This window comes from Sphingobium cyanobacteriorum (assembly GCF_030580935.1).
GTDB classification, from domain to species: Bacteria; Pseudomonadota; Alphaproteobacteria; order Sphingomonadales; family Sphingomonadaceae; genus Sphingobium; species Sphingobium cyanobacteriorum.
This window is the reverse complement of record NZ_JAUQOM010000004.1, coordinates 169185-191255: the sequence shown is the minus strand read 5'-3', so window position 1 is coordinate 191255 and position 22071 is coordinate 169185. Positions and strand designations below refer to the sequence as shown.

Annotated in this window: 16 protein-coding genes; 12 read left to right on the top strand and 4 right to left on the bottom strand. The window is 62.6% G+C overall.

Going from position 1 to position 22071, the window contains the following annotated elements; genetic code table 11:
- Positions 1 to 18 precede the first annotated feature (18 nt).
- On the bottom strand, positions 19 to 1317 hold the full coding sequence (locus Q4610_RS11130) for a spinster family MFS transporter (RefSeq protein ID WP_304536020.1): 1299 nt from the start codon (positions 1315 to 1317) through the stop codon (positions 19 to 21).
- A gap of 302 nt (positions 1318 to 1619) precedes the next feature.
- Between Q4610_RS11130 and Q4610_RS11125 the strand changes: the two genes are divergently transcribed.
- Positions 1620 to 3257, top strand: a complete 1638-nt coding sequence (locus Q4610_RS11125; RefSeq protein WP_304536019.1) for a S10 family serine carboxypeptidase-like protein — start codon at positions 1620 to 1622, stop codon at positions 3255 to 3257.
- A gap of 90 nt (positions 3258 to 3347) precedes the next feature.
- Here the strand turns inward: Q4610_RS11125 and Q4610_RS11120 are convergent, their stop codons facing one another.
- Positions 3348 to 4685: a CapA family protein gene (locus tag Q4610_RS11120; protein WP_304536018.1), complete on the bottom strand. Its 1338-nt coding sequence runs from the start codon at positions 4683 to 4685 to the stop codon at positions 3348 to 3350.
- A gap of 45 nt (positions 4686 to 4730) precedes the next feature.
- Positions 4731 to 7145, bottom strand: a complete 2415-nt coding sequence (locus Q4610_RS11115; protein ID WP_304536017.1) for a GcvT family protein — start codon at positions 7143 to 7145, stop codon at positions 4731 to 4733.
- Positions 7146 to 7390: 245 nt separating this feature from the next.
- Here Q4610_RS11115 and Q4610_RS11110 point away from each other — a divergent pair, with 245 nt between their 5' ends.
- The 11 genes from Q4610_RS11110 to Q4610_RS11060 all read left to right on the top strand — a co-directional run bounded on the left by Q4610_RS11110 (position 7391) and on the right by Q4610_RS11060 (position 20517).
- The gene (locus tag Q4610_RS11110) at positions 7391 to 8647 is read left to right on the top strand and encodes a sarcosine oxidase subunit beta family protein (RefSeq protein ID WP_304536016.1); all 1257 of its coding nucleotides are present in this window, start codon (positions 7391 to 7393) and stop codon (positions 8645 to 8647) included.
- Positions 8648 to 8658: 11 nt separating this feature from the next.
- Positions 8659 to 8955 carry a sarcosine oxidase subunit delta gene (locus Q4610_RS11105; RefSeq protein ID WP_304536015.1) on the top strand — a complete coding sequence of 99 codons (297 nt, stop codon included), beginning with the start codon at positions 8659 to 8661 and terminating at the stop codon, positions 8953 to 8955.
- The gene (locus Q4610_RS11100) at positions 8952 to 11927 is read left to right on the top strand and encodes a sarcosine oxidase subunit alpha family protein (protein ID WP_304536014.1); all 2976 of its coding nucleotides are present in this window, start codon (positions 8952 to 8954) and stop codon (positions 11925 to 11927) included. The genes Q4610_RS11105 and Q4610_RS11100 overlap by 4 nt, the downstream gene beginning before the upstream one ends.
- Positions 11920 to 12471, top strand: a complete 552-nt coding sequence (locus tag Q4610_RS11095) for a sarcosine oxidase subunit gamma (protein ID WP_304536013.1) — start codon at positions 11920 to 11922, stop codon at positions 12469 to 12471. Before Q4610_RS11100 ends, Q4610_RS11095 begins: the two co-directional genes overlap by 8 nt.
- Positions 12468 to 13340 carry a formyltetrahydrofolate deformylase gene (gene purU / locus Q4610_RS11090; protein ID WP_304536012.1) on the top strand — a complete coding sequence of 291 codons (873 nt, stop codon included), beginning with the start codon at positions 12468 to 12470 and terminating at the stop codon, positions 13338 to 13340. The genes Q4610_RS11095 and purU overlap by 4 nt, the downstream gene beginning before the upstream one ends.
- A 114-nt stretch (positions 13341 to 13454) precedes the next feature.
- Positions 13455 to 14453, top strand: coding sequence for a dipeptidase (locus Q4610_RS11085; protein WP_304536011.1), 999 nt, complete (start codon positions 13455 to 13457; stop codon positions 14451 to 14453).
- 114 nt (positions 14454 to 14567) lie between these two features.
- Positions 14568 to 14750, top strand: coding sequence for a hypothetical protein (locus Q4610_RS11080; RefSeq protein ID WP_304536010.1), 183 nt, complete (start codon positions 14568 to 14570; stop codon positions 14748 to 14750).
- A gap of 70 nt (positions 14751 to 14820) precedes the next feature.
- Entirely contained in the window at positions 14821 to 17115 is a 2295-nt protein-coding gene (locus Q4610_RS11075) for a TonB-dependent receptor (RefSeq protein ID WP_304536009.1), read from the top strand.
- 100 nt (positions 17116 to 17215) lie between these two features.
- Positions 17216 to 18469, top strand: coding sequence for an aromatic ring-hydroxylating oxygenase subunit alpha (locus Q4610_RS11070; RefSeq protein ID WP_304536008.1), 1254 nt, complete (start codon positions 17216 to 17218; stop codon positions 18467 to 18469).
- A gap of 100 nt (positions 18470 to 18569) precedes the next feature.
- On the top strand, positions 18570 to 19148 hold the full coding sequence (locus tag Q4610_RS11065; RefSeq protein ID WP_304536007.1) for a TetR/AcrR family transcriptional regulator: 579 nt from the start codon (positions 18570 to 18572) through the stop codon (positions 19146 to 19148).
- Positions 19149 to 19209: 61 nt separating this feature from the next.
- On the top strand, positions 19210 to 20517 hold the full coding sequence (locus Q4610_RS11060) for a spinster family MFS transporter (protein WP_304536006.1): 1308 nt from the start codon (positions 19210 to 19212) through the stop codon (positions 20515 to 20517).
- A 23-nt stretch (positions 20518 to 20540) separates the two neighbouring features.
- On the opposite strand, the gene Q4610_RS11055 is transcribed toward Q4610_RS11060, so the two are convergent.
- Positions 20541 to 22055: a S10 family serine carboxypeptidase-like protein gene (locus Q4610_RS11055; protein ID WP_304536005.1), complete on the bottom strand. Its 1515-nt coding sequence runs from the start codon at positions 22053 to 22055 to the stop codon at positions 20541 to 20543.
- Positions 22056 to 22071: the final 16 nt, after the last annotated feature.

The window sequence follows — 22071 nt, the reverse complement described above, 5'->3', positions numbered from 1 at the left end:
ATGGATGGGAAGGGGCGTTCAGTCCGCCACGGATTCCTGGCTTGCCGCGGCCATGGCGGACGGCACGAAACGCGCGATCAGCAAATAGGTCGCGCCTGCCGTCAGATATAATGGCGGCACGACGAAGAAGGCAAGGCGTAGCGAGTCCGCGCCATGGGCCGCTTTCAGAATGTCGCTGAGGCCACCGATCAGAACCGGGCCAAAGCCCAGGCCAATCACGTTGACCAGAAAGGTCATGAGCGCCACCGCCGTCGCCCGCGACCGTGCACCGGCCACCGACTGGAGCAATGTGTAGCAAGGGGCGAGATAAAGACCCAGGGCCAGTGAAGGGATGATCATCATGGCCAGCGCGATTTCCAGCGATGGACTGATGAAGATGAGGAGGATGCTGGGCGCGGCCAGCAGGCAGGCGATCGCAGGAACCCTGGCGAGCCAGCGCGGGTCGCGCCTGACCAGCCGGTCGATGATCATGCCGCCCGCCAATGTGCCCGCGAACAGCGGCAGCCCCTGGAACAGGGTCAGCATCGCGCCCACGCTGGCCGCGCTTCCGCCATAGGTGCGGGACAGATAGGATGGCAGCCAGAGGAAGAGGCTGTATTCCGCAAGCCCTGTAATGACCATGGCGGGGGCCATCAGGACGAATGCGGGGCGCGACAGCAGGCGCTTCAAGGCGACGATGAAGGGGGGCGCATCGCCCGCGGGGCGACCGTCCGACAGGCCCCGCGCGGGATCTTTCACGACCCATGCCAGGGCCAGCGCCACCGGCAACCCAAGCAAGCCCAAGGCCATGAACGTGCCGCGCCACCCCAGCCTGTCTTCCAGATAGCCTGCGATCGCCGGGGCGAGCGCCGTTCCCAGCGCACCGCCGCAACTCAGGATTGCAAGGGCCGTGCCGCGCCGCGCCATCGGATAGCTGTCGCCGACGATGGAGTGCGACGTGGGCATGACCCCGGATTCGCCCGTTCCCACCAGCATCCGTGCAAGGAACAGCATGGCATAGGAACCGGCAAGCCCGCACAGGAAGGTGCCTGCGCTCCAGAGCAGGATCGCGATGGTCAGGACCATGACCCGGTTCTTATGTTCGGCGATCCGGGCGACCGGCATCGCCAGGGTGGCGTAGAGAAGGGCGAAGGCCGCGCCGGTCAGCAGGCCGACCTGCGTGTCCGACAGCCGGAGATCGGCCTTGATGCCTTCGAGCAGGACCGAGAGCGCATAGCGATCGAGATAGTTCACGAACAGCACGAGGGCGAGGATTCCAAGCGCCAGTCTGCCTCTGGAGCCGGTACTTGCCCCGGCTTGCGCAAGCATTGCAGTCATTGCGGCTCCTTCTCTAGCGCGTCGTGCGGTATCCAGTCCGCGCAATGGTCGGCCGTGCCTGTCCCTTTCGGTCAATCGGGCGTCCCACATCGTCGGCCAGAACATGAAGAATGACAGGAAAGTGTCAAGACAATAGTGTATCGTTCTTCATCGATGATTTTTTGACGCTGACGCCCTGCAATCAACGCCCTGCAATCGTCCGCCGCGCCTGAATGAAGGCGGAGGTTCCGATGCCATTCCTGCGGCCTTGACGCGGGGATGCAAGTTATGAATACATTCCTGTATTCATAGGGAGTATCGGCATGTCGAGATCGCAAGCGACCTTTTCCGGTGAACATGCCATCCAGGCGCGATGGCGGCAATATGGTGCGGCTCTCCTGCTCCTGTCCTGCTGCGCGGCCGCCCTGGCACGGCCTGTCCTGGCCCAGCCCGCCCCGTCGCAGCCCGCCCCGTCACAGCCCGCTGCTTCGGTGTCCACCTGGCCCGCACCATCCGATCGCGCCATCAGCGGGCCACGGCATTTCTCGAAGGTTCAGAGCGGAACGTTCAATGCCAGGCGCGTCCGCTATCATGTCCTGCTGGACGAAGTCATCGTCAGGGACCGGCAGGGCAGGGACGCCAGCAGCGTCTTTACCACCGCCTTCGTCGCCGATGGCAAGGCCGCCAGTGACCGTCCCGTGGTGATCGTGTTCAACGGCGGGCCGGGTGCCGCATCGAACATGCTGATGTTCGGGGCGCTGGGACCACGGCGCATGGTGTCTCTCACAACCGCCGCGATGGCTGACCCGGCAACGCCGGTCGTGGCCAATGACGACACCATCCTGGATGTGGCGGACCTCCTCTTCTATGATCCACCGGAAACCGGATATGGGCGCCCCGTCGATGGCGCCGATCCGTTGACCTTCCGGTCGAGCGATGGCGATTCCCATGCCGCTGCACAGACCATCCTCCACTGGCTCGTCCGCCATGGCCGCATCGCGTCGCCCGTCTATCTGGTGGGGGAAAGCTATGGCACCCATCGCGCCGTCATGCTGGCGCGCGACCTGCGTAACGCCAGCCCCCAGGTCAAGGTCGCCGGGCTGGTTCTCGTTTCACAGGCGTTGACCTATAATGGTCCGCCCGACCGGGCGGTCAGGGGGCTGCCTGATCCCGCGCGCAGCATCGTGCGCCTGCCCGACGCCGTGCCGCTCGCATGGTATCATGGCCTGATCGACAACCGGACCCAGACGCTGGAACAGGCGGTGCACAAGGCGCGTGACTATGCCTATGGCGATTACGCCTCGGCCCTCTTGCGGGGCAACAGGCTCAGCCAGGCGGAACGGGCGGGTGTGGCGTCGAGGCTGGAACAGATTATCGGCCTGCCGGCCGCCTATTTCCTGGCGCATGATCTGCGCATGGGCAGCGTCCGCCGCGACCTGCTTGCCAGTCGCGGGCTGGCGTTGGGCCAGTTCGATGGCCGGGAAACCGAGCCGTTGAACGGTACGCCCGTGGATCGGGACAGGGACTGGACCCGCGCGTCTGCCGGGATTACCCATGCGATGGAGGCCTATGTCGCCGGTATGTTCGGACAGACGGGCCTGCCTGCATATCGATCCATTGTGCCCGACCCCTACGGGTTCGAAGATAGCTGGCGCTATATCGCGCCGCCCGGTCCGGGGCTGGATGTCGTCCTGGACGAACAACTGGCGCTTGATCCGGCCTTGCGCGTCATGATGACCTTTGGCGTGTTTGACGCCACATCGTCGCTGGGCGCGACCGAATATCTGGTATCGCAACTGCCCCATGGGAAGGGGCGTGTGAATCTGACCTATTATCCCGGCGGGCACATGCTCTATTCGGACTTGCCTGGCCTCAAGGCATTGACGGCGGACATACGGGCCTTCGTCACCGGCCAGCCCGTTCGGGACGCCGCCCTGCCCGAAGGTGCGCCCGCCCGCTGAAAGGCCCGGCGCGGGCAAGGCCGCCTGCCGCCCCTCACGGAAAAGCTGGAGCGGGGCGATCCCATGCAATCGGATCGCCCCGCTCCAGTCTCAGAAATGATCGATCACAGCCGTTTCACCCTCAATCCTCATGCGGGTGCCGAACGCCTTCGAACGCTCCGCCACCCGCTCAAGTATCGCTTTCGCCTGCGCGCCGCGCGCCAGTGTGGGCACGCCCTTTTCGGGGCCGTCGGCGTCGATGATGGCGATCGGGTAAATGCGGATGCGGACGAGCTTGCCATCATGATAGTGCACTGTTGCCAGCGTGGATTCCCACCAGCTATCCGGGAAAGTGACCGTCTGCCTGTTCGGTCCGTCTCCCGCTATGGTGAGCGTGCGTGGCAGTTCGAAGAAGAAATGCCCGGTGCCATAGAAGATCGGCTTGCCCTTGTAGATCTCTATGCCCTGCGTGGCGTGCGGGCCGTGGCGAACAACCAGCGCCGCGCCCTTGTCGATGGCGTCATGGAATAGCGGGGGCAGGAAATCGGCGGGTGCGGGGTCTTCATAGGCGCCCGACAGGGTTTCGTGGGCATGGATCGAAAAGAGAACGAGGTCCGAACCTGTCGCGGCCGATGCGACCGACTCCAGCAGTGCGCGCCTGTCGGCGGCGCTGACATCATAATGGAGGCCGGGTGTGTCGGATGCGCGGTACAGCGTTCCGGCCAGATGCACTTCTTTGGCCGGGCGATCCGCGTCCGGCAGGTCATAACCCTGCCAGCCGCCCCGGCGCGTGATCGACACGAGCGCCTCCATCTCCTTGCCATTGACGAGATGGACAGGTTCGACATGCAGCGGGTTCATGCCCGGTCGCGGTCCGGCGCCCCGCGCTGCATTGCCCGCGGGCGATATGCCGGGAAAGGTCGAGGCGGTCGCAATCAGGGCGACGCGGCCACGGCCGGTGTCGATCACCGCCGGTTCACGCGCCTCCGTCAGGCTCCGACCCGTCCCGGCATGCATGAAGCCGATGGCATCCAGCGCCACGTCGGACGCCAGCAACCCGGCTTCTCCCCAGTCCAGGGAATGGTTGTTGGCGCGCGAAAGCAGGTTGATACCGATCGCGCGCAGGCCACGCATGGTGGCGGGTGTATGGATCGGATAGCCGCCGCCATTTTCCGCCGCGATGGAACCTGTGAAGCTGCTGAGGTCGAAACTATTGCCTTCCTGATTGGCGAAAGACACGTCGGCCTTGCGGATCAGGTCGGCCACAGGTTGGAAACGCGGTGGAACCGGATCGATGGACGTGTCGTAGGGGCCGAGCAAGTCGCCCCCTACGAGCAGCGTGAAATCCCCCGTCATAGCTGTTCGTGTCGGTGTAACGGCAGGCGTTGCGGATGCCAGCGCGGTGGATGACGCGAGCAGGGCCAGGGTGGCAAGGACGGTGCGAATCATGGTGCTATTTCCCCAGCATCTGGAAAGCGTGTCGCCATGGCCTGCTTAACTGCGCGGGCGGACGGAGGCGGGATCATACAGGGCTTCTCGTGCGATTTGCGCGGGGCGCTTCTCGCCCAGGATCGATACTGCAAAGCCATTCGGTGCGTCGGCGACCGCCCGGTCGATATAGGCCATCACGATGCTGGTGCCTACCCGGTGGCCATAACCACCCGACGTCACGAAGCCGACATAGTTCCCGTCATGCCATACCGGCTCGTAACCGGACGCATCGGCATCCGTCGCCTCGACGGCCAAAGTCACCAATGTGCGATCGGCGGGCGTGTCCCGTTCGGCCAGGGCGGCATCCTTGCCGATGAAGTCCTTGCTGAAGTCGATGAAGCGGCCAAGGCCCGCCATGCCCGGCGTATAGTCCCGGCTGAATTCACGCGACCAGATGCCATAGCTTTTTTCCAGACGCATGGACGCCAGGGCGTGGAAGCCGAAATCGACCACGCCCAGATCCTGGCCGAGTGCGATCGCCTTGAGATAGGCCGCGCGCAGGCACTGTGCGGGCATATATATCTCATATGTCAGCTCGCCGGTCAGCGAGAGGCGCGCGACCATGGCCGGGGCCAGGCCCACCTCCATTTCGCGCACGCCCATGAACGGCAGGGCCTTGTCCGATACGTCGCAAGACGTCAGCCGTTCCAGCAATGTGCGGGCATTGGGGCCGGCAAGGTGGATGCCCTGATACTCCTGTGTGCGGTTACGGATCGTCACGCCTTCGGCTTTGAGGTGCGTGTCGAACCAGCGGCCGTGCCAGGCCTGGAGATAGCCGGATCCGAACAGGAAGAAGCGATCCTCGGCAAGACGCATGACCGTCAGGTCGCCCATCAGCCTGCCGCTGGGCGCCAGCAGGGGGGCCAGGCGAATGCGTCCCGTGCCGGGCAGCCGGTTCGCGATCAGCCGATCGAGGGCGGCGGCGGCGTTCGGCCCGCTCACCTCATATTTGGCGAAGGAGGATGCGTCCAATATGCCCACGCCCTCCTGCACGGCTTTCACTTCGCGTGCGACATTGGGGAAGGCGTTCGACCGGCGCAATGACGGGGTTTCGACGGCCTCTTCACCCTCTGCGGCAAAGTAGAGCGGGATTTCCAGGCCATAGCTGACGCCGAACACCGCGTTTCGGGCTTTCAGCGAATCGAACAGGGCATCATGCTGCATATCGCGGCCGGCGGGCCAATATTCGTTCGGGTATGCCAGCAGGAAACGATTGGCATAAAATTCCCTTGCCTTCTCCGTTGTGTAGCCGGGCGTGGCATAGGGGCCGAACCGGGCCACATCCATGGCGAAAATATCTTCGCTCGGTTCCCCGTCGATGATCCACTGCGCGATCGACAGGCCCACGCCGCCGCCCTGCGCGAAACCGGCCATCACGCCGCATGCGGACCAGTAATTGGGTACGCCCGGAACCGGGCCGATCAGCGGATTGCCATCCGGCGAGAAAGTGAACGGCCCGTTGATGATGCGCCTGATCCCCGCTTCGGCCACGGCCGGGAACCGTTCATAGCCCTTGATGAGCGCATCGGCGAGGCGATCGAGCTGGGGCGGCAGCAATTCGGTTTCGCCATAATCCCATGGGGTGCCGTTGACGGCCCACGGCTTTGCGTCCTTTTCATAAACGCCCACCAGCATGCCGCCCCGTTCCTGCCGCATGTAGATTTCAGCATCCAGATCCAGAATCAGCGGCAATTCCCGCGCCGCGGCGACGATCTCCGGGATGTCCTCCGTGATCAGATAATGATGTTCCATCGGGATCAGCGGCAACTGCACGCCGACCATCGCGCCCATCTCGCGCGCCCACAGACCCGCGGCGTTGACGACATGTTCGGCCTCGATCTCGCCCTGATCGGTGATAACGCGCCAGGTGCCACGGCCGGTAGGCTTCAGGTCCATCACGCGGGTATGGCGATAAATGTCCGCGCCCGCCTTTTTGGCTGCCTTCGCATAGGCATAGGTTGCGCCGGAGGGATCGACATGGCCTTCATGGCTGTCGAACAAGGCGCCGCGCACGTCCGTGACGTCGATCAGCGGACATATATCCCGGATCTCGGACGGGGTGAGCAGATGGGTTTCAAGGCCAAGAACGCGGTGACGGGCATGGTCGGCGCGCAGGAATTCCCAGCGCGCGTCGGTGGCGGCGATATTGATGCCGCCGGTCATATGGATACCCACGCTATGTTCCGAAAGTGCCTCTATCTCGCGATATAGTTCGATCGTGTAGGATTGCAGTTTGGCGATGCCCGGATCGCTGTTGAGCGCGTGGAACCCGCCTGCCGCGTGCCAGCTCGACCCTGAAGTAAGCTCTTTCCGTTCGATCAGGGCGACATCCGACCAACCCAGTTTCGTCAGGTGGTAGAGGATGCTGCAACCGACCACACCACCGCCGATTACGGCCACGCGAACATGCGACTTCATGTTTAGAACCTCTCATCCTCGATATCGCCATCTTGTCCGATGGCGTTCCCCGCAACAGGGAGTCACTAGGATGTACGATGCACAAATGTATCGTACATGCAAGGAAATCTCTGCGGCGCGGACATATTCATTGCCGGCGCGCACCAGTGACGTGCCAGCAATGACCTTGCGCAGGGTGCAAGATAGGGCTTGCCATCGCAGCCGATATTTCGATACACATATGTATCCAAACTATCGGGGTTGGAATGACAAGTCGCTATTCCCTTTGGGCGCTCATGCGTGAAGGACTGAAATCCGCGCCCGCGTGGGGGGCGGCCTGGCGCGATGCCGCGCCCGGACCGGCCTATGATGTGGTGATCGTTGGCGGCGGCGGACACGGGCTGGCCTGCGCCTATTATCTCGCCAAGAATCATGGCATCCGCAATGTCGCGGTGATCGAGAAAGGCTGGATCGGCGGGGGCAATAGCGGACGCAACACCACGGTCGTGCGATCCAACTATTATTATCCCGCCAGTGCCCGGCTGTATGATTTTTCGGTCGATCTCTACGAAAAATTGCACAGCGAACTGAACTACAACATCATGTTCAGCCAGCGCGGGATGATAACCCTGGCGCATTCGCGTCACGACATGGAGGCCGCGGTCAAATGGGTCGGGGCGATGAACGCCAATGGTGTCGCCACCCGGATGCTGACGCGCGCCGATATTGCCCGCGCTGTGCCGTTTCTCGATATGTCGGCCGACGCGCGCTATCCCGTGCTGGGTGGCTTCGCGCAGGAAAAGGCCGGTACGGCGCGTCACGATGCGGTCGTTTGGGGCTATGCGCGCGCTGCGGACCGGCTGGGCGTCGACATCATCCAGAATTGCGCCGTTACCGGCTTCATGAGGAGTGCGGATGGCGCGATCGCGGGCGTTGAAACCACGCGCGGCACCATCGCCTGCGGTCGGGTCGGTCTGGCGGTGGCCGGCAGTTCGACCACCCTTGCGGACCTCGCCGGTTTTCGCCTGCCGGTGTCGAGCTACGCCCTTCAGGCATTTGTTTCAGAGCCGATCAAGCCGGTGATCGACACCGTCGTCCTGTCGCTCGCGACCGGCATGTATGTGAGCCAGTCGGACAAGGGCGGTCTTGTCGTGGGGGGCGGGCTGGATCATTACCTGTCCTATGCGCAGCGGGGCAATCTGCCGGTCGCCGGCAATGTGCTGGGCGCGCTGGCGGAACAGTTCCCGGCACTGGCGCGGGTGCGGCTGCTGCGGCAGTGGGCCGGGATCGTCGATGTCGTGGCCGATTCCAGCCCCATTCTCGGACGCACGCCGGTCCCTGGTCTGTTCATCAATTGCGGGTGGGGAACCGGGGGGTTCAAGGCGATTCCGGCCGGCGGCACGCTGCTGGCGCATCATATCGCCACCGGCGATCCGCACCCGCTGGCCGCGCCATTCTCGCTTGATCGCTTCAGCACCGGCGCGCTGATCGATGAGGCCGGTGCGTCCGGCATCGCGCACTAGGGACGCACATCATGCTACGACTATCATGTCCATTCTGTGGTCCCCGTGACGAGCGAGAGTTTCACTGTGGCGGACAGAGCCACATCCAGCGTCCCGGCCCGGCCGAGGCGGTTTCGGACGCAAGCTGGGGTAGCTATCTGTTCGATCGCATCAATCCGCGTGGCCATCATGCGGAGCGCTGGCACCACAGCTTTGGGTGCGGGCGCTGGTTTAACGTCCTGCGGGACACGACCACGCACCATATCCTGGCCGTCTATGCGATGACCGAACCCGTTCCAGACATGGTACAAAGCGATTCAGTGGCATGAACCTCCGTTCCCAGCCCCTCCGTTCCCAGCCCCATCGTCTGCCGACAGGCGGCCTGATCGATCGGGACCGGCCGTTGCGGTTCACCTTCGCCGGGCGCCGATATACCGGCTATGCGGGTGACACGCTGGCATCCGCCCTGCTGGCCAATGGCGTCCGGGTGCTGGGTCGTTCGTTCAAATATCACCGCCCGCGCGGGCTGTTGGGGGCCGGCGCCGAAGAACCCAATGTGCTGGTGACGGTGGGCGAGGGCGCCTGGGCGGTGCCGAACCTGCGGGCAACTGAAGTGCCCCTATATGATGGACTGGTTGCAGCGCCGGTCAATTGCTGGCCCGGCGTCGGGTTCGACATCGGCGCGATCAACAATGTCTTTTCACGCTTCCTGAGCGCAGGCTTTTACTACAAGACCTTCATGTGGCCGGACTGGCACCTGTTCGAAGGCTTCATCCGCAAGGCTGCCGGTCTTGGCAAGGTTGAAAATCTGCCCGATCCGCATCGCTACGAAACCTGTTTTGCGCATTGCGACGTGCTGGTGATCGGCGGTGGCCCGGCTGGCATCGCCGCGGCGCGCGCCGCGGCGCGATCGGGCGCGCGCGTCCTGCTGGTGGAGCAGGATGCGGTCCTGGGCGGCCGGCTGAACCATGACGATGCGATGATCGACGGGCTTGGCGCTCCGGCCTGGATCAGGTCGGCCGAGCGTGAACTCGCGCAAGCGCCTGAAACCCGGATTCTTCGCAACACCGCGGCCGTCGGCTATTTCGATCATAATCTGGTCGCGCTGCTGGAACGGGTCGAATGGGACCCTGCCCGTCTGGCCACGCCGGGGCAGGCGGCCTGTCGTTTCTGGCAAGTACGGGCCGGGCGGGTGATACTGGCCACGGGCGCGATCGAGCGCCCGCTCGTATTTGGGGGCAATGATCGGCCGGGGGTCATGCTGGCTTCGGCGTTGCGGCAATATGTCAACCGTTATGGGGTCGCCCCCGGTCGCCGCGCGGTGATCTTCACCAATAATGACGATGCCTACACCACCGCCTTTTGCCTGGCCGACGCGGGCGTCGAAGTCGCCGCCCTGGTCGATGCGCGCAAGGCGCCGGAGGATCTCGCCGCCCAATTGCGCGGGCGGGGCATCGCCCTGCATGACATGAGCGTCATATGCGACACACGGGGCTATAAGGGCCTGAAAGCTGTCAGGCTTCGGGATGCGTCAGGGCGCATGGGATGGATTGACTGCGACCTGCTGGGCATGTCGGGCGGCGCCAATCCGACTGCGCATCTGTTCTGCCAGTCGGGCGGGCGGCTGCGCTATGACGAGGAGCAGGCGCTGCTTCGCCCCGGTCCTGCCGTGCAGGCGATGGAGGTGGCCGGAGGCGCCAACGGCACTTTGGCGCTTGGTCCGGCGCTGGAGGAGGCGCATGCGGCGGCGATGCGCGCGCTGGAGGGGATGGGGCAAATGCCGGCCGCCATTCCTGCGCCGCGCGCACAGGCGTCACGCACAGCGACCATCACCCCGCTATGGTCGGTTGCGGGGGGCAAGTCCAAGGCCTTTGTCGATTTTCAGAACGATGTGACTCTTGCCGACATCGGGCAGGCGCATCGGGAGAATTTCGTCTCGGTCGAGCATCTCAAACGCTATACGACGCTGGGGATGGCCCCTGATCAGGGCAAGACGTCCGGCGTGAACGCGCTGGCCATCATGGCATCGCTATCCGGCCAGTCGATCGACGCCACCGGGACGACGACCTATCGGTTTCCCTTCACGCCGGTGCCGCTGGGCGCATTGCGCGGGTCTGCGACAGGCCCGTTGTTCCGGCCTGTCCGGCGGATGCCGGGCCATGCATGCCATGCGGCGCTGGGGGCCGTGTTCGAGGAATATGGCGGTTGGCAGCGGCCTTCATGCTATCTGCGTCCCGGTGAGACGCCCCATGCCGCCGAACAGCGCGAAGCCGCCCAGGTTCGGCGTGCGGTGGGACTGTTCGAAGGTTCACCGCTCGGCAAGATCGAGGTCAAGGGGCCGGATGCGGCCCGCTTCCTCGACCTGGTCTATGCCAACACCCTGTCGACGCTGAAGGTCGGCCGCTGTCGCTACGGGCTGATGCTCAATGAACAGGGTGTGATCATCGATGACGGGGTGGCAGCGCGCCTTGGCGAGGATCATTTCCTGGTGGGCACCACCAGCGCGGGGGCGGACCGCATCGCCGCCTGGCTGGAAGAATGGTTGCAGTGCGAATGGGTCGACCTGGACGTCGTGATCGCGCCTGTGACCGCGCAATGGGGCGTCCTTACGCTCAGCGGCCCGCAGGCGCGCGCCGTGCTTGCCAGGGCCGGGACCGACATTCCGATCGATGCGGCGGCATTCCCGCACATGAGTGTCAGGGACGGATATGTGGCCGATATTCCGGCGCGGGTGATGCGGGTCAGCTTCACCGGAGAAATGTCGTTCGAGATCAACGTCCCCGCCGATCGGGTCGATGCCCTGTATCAGGCGTTGATGGCCGCCGGCGCGGATATGGGCATCGTTCCGGTCGGGGTGGAAGCATGGATGATCCTGCGCACCGAGAAGGGATATCTGCACATCGGCGTGGACACCGATGGCACCACCAATCCGCTGGATGTCGGCTGGGCGCGGGTGCTTGGCAAAAAGGTCGATTTCATCGGCAAGCGCTCGCTTTTGCGCCCGGCTGATCAGGCTCCCGATCGCCTCCAGCTTGTCGGGCTGGAGGCCATGGACGGGCCTGACCATCTGCCGGTCGGGAGCCATTTGCGGCTCGCGGGAAGGGGGGATGGCAGCGATGGCTATGTGTCGTCGAGTGTATTCAGTCCGACATTGGGGCGGGGCGTTGCGCTGGCCATGATTCATGGCGGGCATAAGCGGCTTGGCGAAGCTGTGACGATATTGTGCGCGGCGGGGGAACGGCCGGCCCGGATCGTTGAACTGGCGTCCTATGACCCCAGCGGGGAGCGTCTGAATGACTGATCTGGACTGGCGGATCGAGATGCCGGGGCTGTCCGTGACACAGGTGCATCCGGCGTTTCTGGGCATATTGCGGCTTGGCCGTCCGCAGGGGACGGAACGGGAAGGATATATGTCCATCCTGGGACACGCCCTGCCCCAGCAGCCCAACATCATGGTCGGGCAGGATCGCCGCCTATTCTGGCTTTCCCCATGCGAATGGATGATCGAAGGGGTGCCGCCTGCAATAGTCATCGATCATGTCCAGGCTCTTGGCGGTTCCAGACATTATGCCGACATGGCCGCCGCCCGCACCATCTTCGAGATATCGGGCAGCGTCGCGCGGGATCTGCTGGCCAAGGGGACCAGCATCGATTTTCATCCGCGCGCCTTTGGCGTGGATCATTGCGTGCGCACCCTGTTCGTCCAGGTCGGCGTCCTGGTTGCGCGCCTCGACGATGGGCCGACTTTCCGCATCTATGCTGACCGTAGCTATCAGGCGTACCTGCGCGACTGGTTCAGCGACGCCGCCCTTGAATTCAACAGGCAGGATCATCTGACGTCATGAATCCCGAACCGAAAAGATATGTCCACCTTGCCAGGTGCAAGGACCGCAATGGCATCGTCGCAAAGCTGTCAGGCTATCTTTACGAAAATGGCGCCTCGATCGCCGAATCCAATCATTACAAGGACAATGCCACGAACCTGTTCTACATGCGCACGGTCTTTGTGGATGAAAATGCGGCGGCGCGGCCGATCGACGTCTGGAAAGACGGTTTTGACATGATCGCGCGGCATTTCGACATGGATTGGGAAATTCATGACGACAGCGTGAAGCCCCGCCTGCTGATCGCGGTTTCGAAATTCGGCCATTGCCTGCACGATCTGCTGCATCGCTGGAAGGCGGGCTTGCTGCCCGTCGAGATCGCAGGCGTCGTGTCCAATCATGAAGATATGCGCTCGTTCGTCGAATGGAACGGCCTGGACTATCATCATCTGCCGGTGACGAAGGACAGCAGGGCGGAACAGGAAGCGCGTATCCGCGCACTGGTGGACGAACATAATGTCGATTTGGTTGTGCTGGCGCGCTATATGCAAATCCTGTCGGAAGAAATGTGCCGCTTCCTGGCCGGACGCTGTATCAACATCCACCATTCCTTCCTGCCCAGTTTCAAGGGCGCCAAGCCCTATCATCAGGCACATATGCGCGGCGTCAAGATGATCGGCGCGACGGCCCATTATGTCACCACCGACCTCGACGAAGGCCCCATCATCGAACAGGACGCGATGCGCGTGTCGCATGCCCTGACTGCGGAGCAACTCGTCAATGTCGGGCGGGATGTCGAATGCGCGGTCCTGGCGCGCGCGGTGGCGTGGCATGCCGAACGTCGGGTCATCATGAACGGGCAGAAAACCGTTGTGTTCGCCACTCAATGACGCGCGGCGTCAACTCGTGATTTCAGAGCAGGCATCATTGCACCTGTTGCGTGGGGGCAATAGCCTGCCCCCAGGGCATTATATCCTGGCGTGGCTTCAGGAAAAGGACCGGACATGACTGGCAGCAACTTACTTTCGCGTTCGTTGGTATGGGACAATCATGCCGCAATGCCTTTCCGGCCGCATGACCAGAGTTTCCTTCCGCAATTGTCGCGGCACAAGGAAGCCGGTTTCGATGTCGTGATGCTCAACATCGGGTTCGGGACGCAGACTATTGAGGAGCATATCCGGCTCATCGCGAATTTTCGCCAGTGGATCAGCGTCCATGGCGACCAATATGTGCTCATTGATACAGTGGCCGATATCGAGCGTGCCCGCTCGACCGGGCGCCTGGCGGTCGGCTTCAATATCGAGGGAGCGAACGCGATCGACGATCAGCCCAGTCTCGTCCAGCTCTATTATGACCTGGGCGTGCGCTGGATGTTGCTGGCCTATAATCGCAATTCGCGTGCTGCCGGCGGGTGCCAGGATGAGGATTGCGGTTTCACCGCTTTCGGCAAGCAGGTGGTGGACGAGATGGAGCGCGTCGGCATGGTCCTGTGCCTGTCCCACACGGGTGAACGGTCCGTCCGCGAAATGCTGGACTATGCCCGCAACCCGGTGATTTTTTCGCACTCCAACCCGCGTGGCGCGGCGGCCCATCCGCGCAACATATCGGATGAGATGATGCTGGCCTGCGCCCGCACCGGCGGAGTCGTCGGTATCAACGGGATCGGCATATTTCTGGGCGATAACGACATCAGTTCCGCAAATTTCGTGCGGCACATCGATTATGCGGTGTCCCTCATCGGTCCGCAGCATGTCTCGCTGGCACTGGACTATGCTTTCGATCGCGCCGAGGTGGATGCCTATGTGAAGAAGATGGCGCATACTTTCCCCGCGGGTTTCGGTTACGACCAAGGCATCGGGATGCTGCCACCCGAACAACTGCCCGAAATCGTGGACCTGCTGCTGGCGCGCGGATATGCCGATGCAGATGTGCAGGCGATATTGGGTGGCAACCTCCTGCGCATCGCGCGCCAGGTGTGGAAGCCGACCCGGCAGACGGTCTGATTTTCCTGCCACAAGACATAGGTGTTTTGTCGGAGGCGGGGCCGCCTTCGGCCATTTTCGTTTCCGGCGATGGCGCGGATTTGCACCGGGCATCCGCACGAATCAGCAGGTGCGATGCGTCATCCCCTTTGGGTCAGCCATTTGTTGCACGCCTTGGAAAAAGGAAAGTACAGCACTGAACTTTGGGACTGCCCCGGCTCGATCCGGGGGCGCCGTTGCAAGGTACGGATAATCAAGGAAAAGCTGGAAAATCCTGCGGATGGCACTGAAAATTTCACAGGAATGACGAAAATTTGACTGATTGACGATACATGTATGTATGCTACATTTCCTGCCAGCGCAGTTAAGGACGCGCATGGAGGGTAAAATGAGGGAAGCATTCAAAGGGGTTCCGCTAAGCGTTACATTGTTCGCCGGTTGTGCGATTGCCGGTCTCACGGCAACGACGCCTGCCTGGGCGCAGGCCGTCGCTGAAGACGGCGCCAGAGGCAATGAGATCATAGTCACCGCGCAAAAGCGGGAAGAGCGTCTGCTTGATGTGCCGGTTTCGGTGTCGGCGGTATCTTCCCAGGCGCTGACACAGCAAAACCTTGTTTCCATCCGCGATTTCTACACCCGCATTCCCGGCATCCAGCTTTCCGGCAACAATACGCAGGATATTTCGGTGCGCGGCATCAATGCCGGTGGCGCGACCAATCCCACCGTGTCGATCCTGATCGATGACATTCAGGTCGGTTCGTCCACCTATCTGGGTCGGCCGCCCATCCCGGATCTCGATCCGGCGACGATCGAGCGCGTGGAAGTCCTGCGCGGGCCGCAGGGCACGCTCTATGGCGCGTCGAGCCTTGGCGGTCTGATCAAATATGTGACCAAAGCGCCGAGCCTCACGGATTTCAGCGGTCGGGTGGAAGCGGGCGTCAATACCGTCAAGGACGGCGGCGAAGGCTGGTCATTGCGCGGATCGGTGAACGCGCCCCTGGTCAGCGACAGGATCGGCGTCATGCTCAGCGCCTTCTACCGCGATGACCCGCGCTATATCGACAGCATTGTCTCCCCGTCCGGTGCGACGGCGAAGGACGCCAACAAGAATATTGTATGGGGCGGCCGCGCCGCACTGCTTTTCAAGCCCACCGACACGCTCAGCGTGACGCTGGCGGCGCTGTACCAGAAACAGGATAGCGCAGGCGCCAATCCGATCCCGGTCTGCTCGACATGCTCGACGACCAGCCCCTCTGGCACCACCATCTCTTACGATCCGCGCGGGGTGCCTGATGTTCGCACGGCCAGGGCGGCCGTCACGGCGATCCAAAACGAACTCTATCTCTACAGCGCCAAGATCGCGCTCGACCTGGACGACATGCAACTGGTGTCGTTGACTGCGTGGGGACGCAACCGGCAGGACAATGTGATCGACGCGACGTCGCGTTTCGGCTTTCTCGACGCCATCGGGATCTATCCCGCCGGCGGCACCTACATCTTCTCGCAGCCGCTGCTGACCAACAAGTTCACGCAGGAATTGCGGCTGTCGGGTACGGCAACGGCGTTCGACTGGCTGGTCGGCGCTTTCTACACGAACGAACGGTCCAGCCTTGCCCAGGCGATCCAGCGGGAGGGCGCCGCGCCGCAACTGACTGTCTATAGTGGCACCAACGATTCGACCTATGAGGAAAAGGCCGTTTTCGGTGATGTCACGGTGCATCTGACCGACAAGTTCGATGTGCAGGTGGGCGGTCGTTACGCGGCGAACCAACAGGATTATCTGGTGGCCAGCGTGATCGACGCGGCGGCGCAGCCGATTTTTGGCCCCGGCGAAAATCATCTCTTCCGTTCAAAGGAGAATGCATTCACCTGGCTGTTCTCGCCCTCCTATAAATTCACCCCCGACCTGATGGCCTATGCCCGCATCGCCAAGGGCTATCGTCCAGGTGGTCCCAACACGGAAACGCCCGGCGCTGCCCCGACCTTCGCGGCGGACACTGTGATCAATTACGAACTGGGCCTTAAAGGCACGGTGCTGGACCGGATGCTGACATTCGACATGGCGGCATTCGTGATAGACTGGAAGAATATCCAGCTTCAGAATACGTCCATCCCTTCGCAGTTCGTTTTCTTCGAAAATGGCGAGAAGGCGCGCAGTCGCGGTCTGGAGGCACAAGCGACGCTTACGCCTCTGCCTGGGCTGACGATCACCGCCAATACGGCGATCACCGACGCGGAATTGACGAAAACGCTTGATCCGACGATCATTTCCGATGATCCGACGATCCCTTACGTGCAACGCCTGCTGGGTCGAAAGGGCGATCGTCTGCCCTATTCCGCCCGCTTCACCGGCAATTTCGGTGTGCAGCAGGATTTTGCGATATCAGCGTCCGGCACCGGCTATGTCGGCTTCAATGTCAATTACATCGGCAACCGTTATGGCCTGCTCAACCAGAATTCCACGACTGCCCGTTTCGAGCGGGCGAAGTTGCCCGGCTACACGCTGGTGGACCTGCGCGCAGGTCTGGGCTTGTCGAACGGGATCGACGTGAATTTCTATGTGCGCAATCTCTTCGACAAGAAGGGCATTACCAGCGTGGATTCGCGCAACGGCACCCAGGTGCCGCAGATCACCCTGGTCACGCCGCGGACGATCGGCATGACGGCCAGCCTGCGTTTCTGACCGGCCATGGGGCTGGCCGCACAGTGCGGCCAGCCCCATCATAGTGCGGAGCGCAGGCCGGCAGCCCGTAATGATATGTCCAACGACCAGATGATGGATCATGATGATGACGAACACCCGTTCAGACCGGATACTGGCTCTGCTGGCGGACCAGAAATCGGGCTGGTCGCTGGCCCGGCCCTTTTATCTCGATGCCGACCTCTTTGATGTCGAACGGGAAAAATGGTTTTCGGCCCAGTGGATGGTTGTTGGCCACAGGTCTGAAGTGCCCCGCAAGGGCAGCCATATCGTGCGGCAATTGTTCGACTGCTCGATCATCATCGTCAATGCCGGCGACGCGGGCCTGCGCGCCTATCACAATGTCTGCACGCACAGGGGGTCGCAGATATGCAAGCAGGACGGACAGGCGCCGCTGCTGGTATGCCCCTATCATGCATGGTCGTTCCGCCTGAGCGGGGAGCTGCAGACGACGCGGGAGCTTCCTGAAGGCGTCGATCCTTCCGAACTCGGACTGCGGCCGGTGCCGCTCAAGGAAGTGGGGGGGCTGATCCTGTGCGGCCTGGACGAAGCGCGCCTGCCGGATGTCGCGCCCGTCGAGGAAGCATTGCTGCCAGCGCTGCGTCTGCATGGCATCGATCGGGCCAGGATCGCGGTGCGACGGCATTATCCCACCCTTGCCAACTGGAAGCTGGTGCTCGAAAACTTCTTCGAATGCTATCATTGCCGTCCGTCGCATCCTGAATATTTCAGCATGAACGGCCATGTCAAAGTCACCGCGATGCGGGACGAGCAGGGCGCGCAGGACTGGCAGGCCACAGTCGCAGATTGGAACCAGTCCTTGAAGGATGGCGTGCGTCTGGCGCAGGTGCGTGATCCGGGGTCGATCACGACCCTGAAACATTCGGTCTATCGCCAGCCCATCGGCCTCGACCGCCGCACCCATTCAAAGTCGGGACAGCCCGTGGCGCCGCTTATGGGCCTGTTCGATGACTATGACGGTGGCGAAACGGGCATGCATGTCGGTCGGTTGAGCTTTGTCGGCGGCTACAATGATCATGCGGTGATATTCCAGTTCAATCCTGTATCCGTGCAGGAGACGGACGTGATCGTGACCTGGCTCGTCGATCAGGATGCGGACCTGTCCACGATCGACATCGATGCGCTCACCTTCCTTTGGGACGTGACGACCGTGCAGGACAAGAAGATCATCGAAGCCAATGCCGCAGGCGTCCGATCACCCGCCTACCGGCCCGGACCCTATACCGTGCTGGAAGAACAGACCGCCAATTTCGTTGCGGACTATATGGCTGTCATGCGCGGTCTTTTGACAGAAGAACCGGTGATGCAGGGCTGAATTGACTTTCGGGCGAGGGCGGAGAAAATGCTCTTCGATTTTTCTGACCCCTGACCTTGCCGGCATCCGGGTACAGAAGGGGATATCATGAGGATAATGTGTGGCGAGCCAGATCAAGACGGATGACGGAAGTCCCAATCTTTCAACCCAGGACTGGCTGGATATCGCGCGCGAAACCCTGATCCGGGAAGGAATCGACGCGGTCAAGATCGATCGCCTGGCCAAGGCCGCGGGCGTCACCCGTGGCGGATTCTACTGGCGCTTCAAGAGTCGGCAGGATCTTCTGGACCAGCTTCTGGACGACTGGCGCTCGTGCAACACGGTATCCTTCGTGTCGACCATTACCGGCCCCGGAACGCCGTCGGAGCGATATCATGCGCTTATGGAACTGTGGATCGACGAAAAAGAGTTCCGGCCCGAATATGACGCGGCCATCCGCAGTTGGGCATCCACCTCGCCAAGCGTCGCGGCGGTCGTCCACACCGTGGATTCGGTGCGGATCGACGCATTGCGCCGTCTCTTCCTCGACTATGGCTATGGTGAGGATGAGGCGCTGGTGCGCGCCCGCGTCACTTATTATCATCAGATCGGCTATTATGCGCTTGGCGTCAAACAGTCCGCTGAAAGGCGGCGCCAGTTAAGCCCGATTTATTTCAATGTGCTGACCGGCTTCAACTGACGATGCCGGCGCGTGTCATGGCGGATGGCGGTCGGTGCCATCGCACGGGGAGGCAACAGGTGTGAACGACAGGTCGGCTCTGCCCGCGGATCGCTGGTACGTCCTGCTGGCGCTCACGCTCGTCTATACGATCAACATTGCGGATCGCTTTGTCGTTTCCACGCTGATCGATCCGATCCAGCGCGAATTTCAGCTTTCCGATGGCCAGGTCGCGATGCTGACGGGCGCCGCCATGGCGATCTTCTACGTCTCGGCCGGGATTCCGCTCGGCATTCTGGCGGACAGGGGCAACAGGAAAAGGATGATCGTCGCCTCGCTGGCGCTTTGGTCCGCATTGACGGCCTTGTGCGGCCTGTCGCGCAATTTCCTGGAATTGCTTGTCGCCAGGATTTTTGTCGGCATCGGTGAAGCGGGCGGCACGCCGCCGTCACAGTCGCTTCTGTGCGACAAATTTCCGCCCAGGCAACGTGGCCTGGCGATGTCCCTCTATGCCGTCGGCGCTGCGGCGGGGGCGGCGCTGGGGGCTTCGCTGGGCGGCTGGATCAACGATGCGCATGGCTGGCGCACGGTCCTTGTCGTGTTCGGGGCGATGGGATTGCCGCTTGCGGCGGTCGTGGCCCTGACGGTGCGGGAACCGCGCCGGGGCGTGCTTGACGATGCCGCGGCACCCCAAATGGAACGTGTCGCTGTTTCAGAAGCGCTCCGGTTCGTCGCCCATTGTCCGGCGTTGATCCATGTCCTGGCGGGTGCGGCTGTCGTGACCTTCTGGGGCTGGGGGCTGGTCTGGTGGACGCCGACCTTCCTGTTGCGCAGCCACGGCATGTCGCTGTCGACAAGCGGCGCGCATCTGGGCTGGATGCATGCGGCGGGCGGATCGGCGGTCACGCTGGGCACGGCATGGGTCATGCACCTGCTGGCCGACCGGCAGCCGCGTTACCAGGCATGGCTTGTCGCCATCACCACGATCATCGGCACTGTCCCTTCCATCCTGGCGCATGTTCTGAAATCCGACCAAGCCGTGCTGGCGATGCTCTGGATCTTTGTCCCGATAACCTATCTCTATATTGGCCCTACGCTGGCCATCGCGCAGAATCTCGTGCCGGCCTCGATGCGTTCGCTCATCTGCGCCTTCATCCTGTTCGTGGCGAATGTCGCCAATCTGGTTGTCGCGCCAATACTCATAGGCGTGATGTCGGACCTGATCGGCCCGCATCTGACCGATGCCGGCGCGTCGCTGGGCGTCGCCCTGCTCTGTTCGTCCTTCACAGGCTTCTGGGGCGCCTGGCATTTCTGGCGAGCGGGCGTGTTGCTGCCATCGCATCCCGCCGATGGACAGGGCCGGTCGTTACCGGAAGCGCGGGCAGCATAGGGGCCAGAACCCGTCGGGCGTGATCAGCCGGGTGCGAAGATCGTGCGCACATTCTCCAGAAATGCCGATCGCGTCGCGTCACTGTCATACAGGCCATGGCCGGACGCATAGCTATAGGCTTTCACATTGCCGGCGGCCTCTGCGGGAATGTTCATGCGCGCGAGCGACCACATGCCCGGAAAAGAGCTGCATTGCAGGTCGTAATGGCCGTTATGCTGCTGGACCCGCATCATGGGATTGAACGACAGCGCTGCCGCGATGTCATCGAGATAATTGGGGTAGCATGGCACGAGCAGCCCGCCTGCGTCATGGAAGGCGCGATGATCGGTCATATCCCATCCCAGCGGCCCCGGCTTCCAGTCATCGGTATAGACGCCCGGCGCCAGTCCGCGATAGCCGGGCGCGTTGGTCAACCCGAACATCTGCCGGGCATAATGATCGGTGACAGACAGGGTTGGCGGCGCAAGCGTGGAAACGCCGGGCGCATCCTGCCGGACCGGACGGGATCGTCTGCCATCGCCGCTGTTGAGCAGTTTGCCCTGGGGTTTCAGAAATTCCTGGGCGAACGCATTGCCGTTTATCCGCAGGCGGTATCGCGCCCACACGTCCTGGCTGATCCCGGTCAAGTCATGCAATCGGTCGAGCACCGCGCTGCGTTGCGATGCGGGCAGGTCGGGCCAGCGCATCAGGGCGGAGATATAGTCGCCCAGCGCGAATTCGGCTGCTTCCGCCACGGCAGCGTCAACCGTGGCCGCAGGCTGGCTCTGGCGTTTGTGATGCCAGGCGATCGCGGCATAGTTTGGCAGCATCAGGTAGAAGGCGGCCATGTTGCCCGACCCCTCCCAGAAGGCGTTGCCATCCATGGCCGCCGATACCGGGAAAATCCCCGCCACCTTGACGGCCTTCGCCTGCAATGTCGCGACGACCGCCGGCAACCGCAACGTCCCGTAACTCCGTCCGGTCAGATAGATCGGCGCGGTGGAGCGTCCCGTCTCGCGCAGATAGGCCAGGATGAAGTCGGCGACCGAACCGGCATCCTTCGCCACGCTGTAGAAGTCGCCAAGGGTATAGCGGCCCGCCGGGACGCTCCATCCCGTCCCCACCGGATCGACAAAGACGAGGTCGCTCTGGTCAAGGATGCTTTCGGGATTGTCGCGCCATGCCATGTCATTGCCTTCGACCTGCAATTGCGGTCCCAGGCAGCCGAAGTGATAACTGGTCGCGGGACCGCTGGGACCGCCGCCCCAGGCGAAAGTGACCGGGCGTGGCTGCGATCCGGCATTGCGGCGCCGGTAGGCGAAATAGACGAAACGCGCCCTGGGTTGCCGCTGCGCGTCATGCAGCAGGATTGCGCCAAGCGTCAGTTCATAATCGATCCTTTCCCCGCGGACAGTGACGGATCGATAGACGCGCCGCTGGCCTTCACCACATAGCGATGCGGCGAAACGGTCGCGCGCGGCATCGTCCAGCGGATCGGTGATCCTGGGTCGGTCGGCAACGGGAATATCGGACGCGCGTGCCGTGCCGGCAAGTGCCATGCCACCTATCCATGTG

Bases quoted from the DNA above. Each gene is read 5' to 3' on its own strand.
- Q4610_RS11055 (WP_304536005.1), bottom strand. From the start codon at position 22,055: ATGGCACTTGCCGGCACGGCACGCGCGTCCGATATTCCCGTTGCCGAC.
- Q4610_RS11105 (WP_304536015.1), top strand. From the start codon at position 8,659: ATGCTACGACTATCATGTCCATTCTGTGGTCCCCGTGACGAGCGAGAG.
- Q4610_RS11085 (WP_304536011.1), top strand. From the start codon at position 13,455: ATGACTGGCAGCAACTTACTTTCGCGTTCGTTGGTATGGGACAATCAT.
- Q4610_RS11095 (WP_304536013.1), top strand. From the start codon at position 11,920: ATGACTGATCTGGACTGGCGGATCGAGATGCCGGGGCTGTCCGTGACA.
- Q4610_RS11075 (WP_304536009.1), top strand. From the start codon at position 14,821: ATGAGGGAAGCATTCAAAGGGGTTCCGCTAAGCGTTACATTGTTCGCC.
- Q4610_RS11110 (WP_304536016.1), top strand. From the start codon at position 7,391: ATGACAAGTCGCTATTCCCTTTGGGCGCTCATGCGTGAAGGACTGAAA.
- Q4610_RS11115 (WP_304536017.1), bottom strand. From the start codon at position 7,145: ATGAAGTCGCATGTTCGCGTGGCCGTAATCGGCGGTGGTGTGGTCGGT.
- Q4610_RS11080 (WP_304536010.1), top strand. From the start codon at position 14,568: ATGCGTCATCCCCTTTGGGTCAGCCATTTGTTGCACGCCTTGGAAAAA.
- Q4610_RS11130 (WP_304536020.1), bottom strand. From the start codon at position 1,317: ATGACTGCAATGCTTGCGCAAGCCGGGGCAAGTACCGGCTCCAGAGGC.
- Q4610_RS11070 (WP_304536008.1), top strand. From the start codon at position 17,216: ATGATGATGACGAACACCCGTTCAGACCGGATACTGGCTCTGCTGGCG.
- Q4610_RS11100 (WP_304536014.1), top strand. From the start codon at position 8,952: ATGAACCTCCGTTCCCAGCCCCTCCGTTCCCAGCCCCATCGTCTGCCG.
- Q4610_RS11125 (WP_304536019.1), top strand. From the start codon at position 1,620: ATGTCGAGATCGCAAGCGACCTTTTCCGGTGAACATGCCATCCAGGCG.
- Q4610_RS11120 (WP_304536018.1), bottom strand. From the start codon at position 4,685: ATGATTCGCACCGTCCTTGCCACCCTGGCCCTGCTCGCGTCATCCACC.
- purU (WP_304536012.1), top strand. From the start codon at position 12,468: ATGAATCCCGAACCGAAAAGATATGTCCACCTTGCCAGGTGCAAGGAC.